The organism is Sphaerochaeta sp. S2 (assembly GCF_016406725.1).
In the GTDB taxonomy this organism is placed as follows: domain Bacteria; phylum Spirochaetota; class Spirochaetia; order Sphaerochaetales; family Sphaerochaetaceae; genus Sphaerochaeta.
The window spans coordinates 1-3,950 of record NZ_JAEKNT010000085.1 but is presented as its reverse complement, the minus strand read 5'-3'; the positions used below and the strand labels follow the sequence as shown (position 1 = coordinate 3,950).

Below are 3,950 nucleotides of genomic sequence, written 5' to 3'. Positions count from 1 at the left end.
GTTGATAATAGGTGGCAGTGAAAGCATCAAGGTGGTAGGACAGATACTGGTCATCAAACCAAGGGATGCTGAGAGCAGATGTGGCACTGCTGGATTTCTGCCTTGGTACACTAAAGCCAAAGCCGTAGAGGCTGTCGCCCTTGCCAAGCAGACGGTAGTCATACCCCATGTCAACATATTCCACTCTCTCATCCTCTGGATGACTATCTGGGATAATGGTTATCTTTATCTGATTGGCTCCCTGGGTAAAGACAAAGTCCCTGAGCCGATAGGTACCAGCCTGGAATGATCGCTTGAAGACCTCTTCCCCATTGATGGTGATTTTCACCTCAGAGGGCTCAACCAAAACGATGCGATATTCGAACTGATTGCCCTTGGCTCTCTCGGTTCCATAGGCATAGTTCTTCTCAAAGGTGAATCCTACATTGGTAGAGGTACCAAGATTCCTATTGCTTAGATTTGTACCCACATGACCAAAACTCAGACGATGACTCGACTCAACAAAGTCATAGAAGCCGTTCCAAGTCCCAGGATTGAAGTATGGTTGCATGGAAGAGAGAGAGAAATACACATTGAGGCCTATGCCCAATGTCGAGATTCTATTGGAAACAGAGAGAGAGAGTAACTTCTGGTTGATTGCTGAGAAATCAGCATCATAGTCAAGCATCCCATAGAGGCTGAGAGAGCTGGCAACTGCGAATTTTGCCGGCTCAAGCACTATTGCACCACTGATGCCATACTGCTCTCTCCTGTTGATGGAACGAGAAGTAATACTTATTGTCCTCTCAGGCATATCTTCCAAGCTGAATTGGAGGTACACGGCAAACTCTGCTGCGTCGTAGCGAGCCTCAACATTGCGACTTCGCAACTCTTCAAGGGAGATATAGGCAAGTCCATCACCAAAGAGGCGTTGGTTTGCTGCATCGGTTATATAGGGCCCAATATACTGCGACAACTCATTGGCATTCAGCAATCTCTGCTCGCCAACAAATTCTACCTCAATATCGCCTATAAGCTCATTGTTGACATAGAGTCCAAGATAGTAGAACCCATCATCATACTGAATGACGGCATCTTCCCCTACGATAAAGAAATCTGCAAAGAAATCATCAGTATACTCTTCCTCTTCGAACGATCCACCATAGAAAAGGTCCCACTCTTCCTCGGTCAGTACCATTGGTTCGAACATGAACGGGGGATCCGGCACGACTGGACTTACGGTAGCCTCTCTCGTAAATGAAGGGACAGAGGGAATCTTGATGAATGCAGATCTCCAACCAAAACCAGGGAAATGAGGAAATGAGAGCAAGTGCCTCAGAGGAGGCAGCTCCCGTAGGGGCGTCCCAGGCACAGCTTGAACTTTCTCCCTTTCACCGACCCCTGAGGGAGAAGGCTCCTCTCTTGTTTCCATGTCTTTTTCTTCAGATTCTGAAGGAGCGACAACCGATGATTGTTCAGGAGCGGGAGGCTCTACCCTGATAAGAGAGGGAGGATCTTCTGTTATTGGTTGATGAAAACACGTCCAAAGGAATGCTGAGAGAAAGAGGGTTACAAGCACAAGCATAATAACCAGTAATACTGCGTGTGCGAACCCTCTTGCTTTCATGCGGAAAACCTTTTTGAAATGAGGAGCAAAAAACTCCTCTTAATTCGAGTATTTGATCGTGGCTTGATAGGTAACTCCAGGATCACGGGAGAGACCTTCAGGCCAAGGTATTTTCTTCGTTACCGATTTCTTGGCCAGGATATTCATACCATCGATACCTTCCAGTGCTTCCGCTCCTTGCAACACAACAGCATTACCCTTGCTGTCCTTGACTTCCAACACTGCAGAAATCAACAACTGGTGGACTGTACCAAGATTGGCGAGGGTTACTGACAAAGCAGGAGATCCATCTTCAAGACTTGAAGGGGTTACCGCTCTCACCCCTACATTCTCAACCACCCTTGAAGGTAATACATACAAGCTTGTTGTGTAGATGTAAAGGAAGTTGAACATTCCTTTATCAGAGCTGTTCTTTCCCTGAGAATATGGAATCTGCTCTGCCTTCAGACGAAAGGAGAGCTCATTGGTTACTGTCCTCGGACCACGATATTGTACACGTACCACCCAACTGCTCTGAGGAGGGACTACCAATTTATTCGGAACAATAGAGAAATAGGCATCTGCAGGTTTGTTAATCTCATTGCCCTGTGCATCCTGATCACGAATGAGTGCCGATAGACTGATTGCAATCGAGTCGTTGCTATCATTGACAATGGTATAGGTTTTGGTACTCTCAGCACCCGTTGGTTGGAACGATTGTTCAAGCGGGGAAAACTGATAAGCAAACACTGATGAAAGCAGCAAGCAAGAAAACAGGAGAAAGACTATCGTGCGCTTTACTCTCTTATTCTGAATTTGGTTCATATTTCACTCTCTTATCATAACATTATATGAATTCTTTGTAAGTGTACGCTATGAAAACTGATTCTTCAAGTCATCATGTCTCTATCGTGATAGAGCCATCCTTTTAAGTGCAGAATCAAAGGTTCCTTTAAGCATTGGTATAAATTGTAGCACAATTTCGTCAATCTCACCAGGAAGTCCGGCTTGTACCCAATCGAGCAATGATCCAACAAATGCATGCTTGTAGAAATCTATTAGGAACGCAAGATCTTCTTCAGAAGCACCATACTCTTTAGCACGATCAGCGAGGGTGCCATGGAGCAGTTTTGCCATCTCACGACAGAGATATCTGTCAAGCAACTCTCTCCCAAGACTATGGTAAATATTCATGATCATCGTCTTGTTCTCTATCAGATACGTGCACATGCTCCTTACTGCTGACTCACCATCATCCCTTGTATGAATACTGGGATACTGACGGGCAAATTCTTGCCCCTCATTGATAAACATCCAATCAAGCAAATCGTAGATATCTCTGAAGTGGTAATAAAATGTCTGGCGGTTCACACCACAACGATTCACGATTTCCTTCACGGTTATCTTGTTCAAGGTATGATCAGCCATCAATTGCTTTAAGGATTGGGCCAGTGCCAACTTAGTCATCTGCGCCATGGGTACTCCTTTCCTGCCTCTTCGCGCATAATATTGTACACAATTACGACGAAGTCTTAATAAATATTACCAATCATCCTACCGTAAAAATCTTTCTTTGACTACTAGCAATGTTTTATTGACACAAGAAACCTTTCATGGTAATGTTCCTTCCTGTCGGGTAACCGATACTGTTCGGGCTGTAGCGCAGGGGTTTAGCGTACATGTCTGGGGGACATGGGGTCGGCGGTTCAAATCCGCCCAGCCCGATATATTTTATTATCCTGTAAGAATTAATTTCTTGCAGGATTTTTTTATCCTAGGCAGAATTCCGTAAAATTGATATCAATAGCAGGGTCTCAAATTTACTTCCATGATCACCTGAAAGAAGTATTGACCACCTCACCATACCTCTCTAGTATAGCACCATGTTACAGTCATTAACCATCGCTACCATACCAGAAGCCTTTTTGCCCATTACACAGAAAGTGCAAAGGTGTGTAACTGAAACACAAACCAAGGAAGGATATGTTCTTGTCTTCTGCCCACATACGACTGCAGGTCTTACCATCAATGAGAATGCAGATCCCGATGTGGTACAGGATATGCTTTTGGGATTGCGCAACGCATTTGCTGAGAACAGCAATTTCAGGCATGCCGAAGGCAATTCAACGGCACACCTGAAAGCTTCTGCCATGGGTTCCAGCGTAATGGTCCCCATTGTTCAGGGTAGACTTTCACTGGGCATCTGGCAGGACATCTACTTCTGTGAATTCGACGGCCCAAGAACCAGAACCTTCCAGGTTATGGTGGTTCCTACCTGAGATCAGTCGTTTGGCTCCCACCGCTTAAGACCATATACTCCAAGACCAACCACCAATATCATCAGTAAAATTGCTCCTGCCGTAGG

General features: G+C 45.2%; 4 protein-coding genes and 1 tRNA gene. 2 read left to right on the top strand and 3 right to left on the bottom strand.

Features of this window, described 5'->3' with window-relative positions; all coding sequences use genetic code 11:
• The 3 genes from JF818_RS02215 to JF818_RS02205 all read right to left on the bottom strand — a co-directional run.
• Nucleotides 1–1,606: hypothetical protein (locus JF818_RS02215; RefSeq protein WP_198890359.1), on the bottom strand; the 1,606-nt coding region annotated here is incomplete at its 3' end.
• 39 nt (nt 1,607–1,645) lie between these two features.
• Nucleotides 1,646–2,410 carry a fimbria/pilus periplasmic chaperone gene (locus tag JF818_RS02210; RefSeq protein ID WP_198890358.1) on the bottom strand — a complete coding sequence of 255 codons (765 nt, stop codon included), beginning with the start codon at nt 2,408–2,410 and terminating at the stop codon, nt 1,646–1,648.
• Between the two features lie 81 nt (nt 2,411–2,491).
• Nucleotides 2,492–3,061, bottom strand: a complete 570-nt coding sequence (locus tag JF818_RS02205) for a TetR/AcrR family transcriptional regulator C-terminal domain-containing protein (protein ID WP_198890357.1) — start codon at nt 3,059–3,061, stop codon at nt 2,492–2,494.
• A 175-nt stretch (nt 3,062–3,236) separates the two neighbouring features.
• On the opposite strand from JF818_RS02205, the gene JF818_RS02200 reads away from it, so the two are divergent.
• Together JF818_RS02200 and JF818_RS02195 are read left to right on the top strand one after the other, a co-directional pair.
• Nucleotides 3,237–3,310, top strand: a tRNA-Pro gene (locus tag JF818_RS02200).
• Nucleotides 3,311–3,468: 158 nt separating this feature from the next.
• Nucleotides 3,469–3,864: a secondary thiamine-phosphate synthase enzyme YjbQ gene (locus tag JF818_RS02195; RefSeq protein WP_198890356.1), complete on the top strand. Its 396-nt coding sequence runs from the start codon at nt 3,469–3,471 to the stop codon at nt 3,862–3,864.
• The last annotated feature ends 86 nt before the right edge of the window (nt 3,865–3,950 follow it).

What these genes read in the sequence shown, in the direction of transcription:
- JF818_RS02210 (WP_198890358.1), bottom strand. Translation starts at nt 2,410, where the DNA reads ATGAACCAAATTCAGAATAAGAGAGTAAAGCGCACGATAGTCTTTCTC.
- JF818_RS02205 (WP_198890357.1), bottom strand. Translation starts at nt 3,061, where the DNA reads ATGGCGCAGATGACTAAGTTGGCACTGGCCCAATCCTTAAAGCAATTG.
- JF818_RS02195 (WP_198890356.1), top strand. Translation starts at nt 3,469, where the DNA reads ATGTTACAGTCATTAACCATCGCTACCATACCAGAAGCCTTTTTGCCC.